This window comes from Euzebya rosea, assembly GCF_003073135.1.
Classification (GTDB): Bacteria; Actinomycetota; Nitriliruptoria; order Euzebyales; family Euzebyaceae; genus Euzebya; species Euzebya rosea.
The window spans coordinates 1-560 of record NZ_PGDQ01000040.1 but is presented as its reverse complement, the minus strand read 5'-3'; the positions used below and the strand labels follow the sequence as shown (position 1 = coordinate 560).

Genomic DNA, 560 nt, shown 5'->3' with positions numbered 1-560 from the left:
GGCGTTCTGGATCCAGTCGACCGACGCGGTGTGGGCGGGGTTGGGGGTGTGGTTGGCGGCGAACGGCCCGACCGTGGTGGCGGTCAGGATGTGCTCGAAGCTGCCGATGGTGGTGAACTGGATGCCGTCGGTGGACACGGCGTAGGTCCACACGTCGCCGATCCTGCTGATGTCCAGCCAGGTGGGGCCGGTACCGGGGAGACCGGTGAACAGGCGGGCCTGGGTGGTGCCGTCGGTGGTGGTGGCGGCGAGGGCGCGGAGCTGGGTGCCGTTGTGGTGGACGTCGAAGCGGATCCAGTTGTCGGCGTCCTGCTCCACCAGCAGTCCCTGGGTCTGGAACTTGGCGGTGGGGATGGAGTCGAACTTCAGTCGCAGGTCCATGTCGGTGTCGTCGACGTGCTGGACGATGCGCAGCGCCCGGTTGGTGTTCCAGGGGTCGTGGCTGGTGCCAGCGGGCACGGTGAGGTCGGCGGTGGCGTCGGACGTGCCCTGGCCGGTGGCGGTGACGGTGCCGTCGCCGAGGGGGTCGACGACGGTCCAGCGGGTGGGGTCGATGCCAC

The 560-nt window shown here is 69.8% G+C and carries 1 protein-coding gene; it reads right to left on the bottom strand.

The annotated features are described in order from the left end of the window. Positions 1-560: DUF1349 domain-containing protein (locus CUC05_RS24200; RefSeq protein WP_114476347.1), on the bottom strand; the 560-nt coding region annotated here is incomplete at both ends.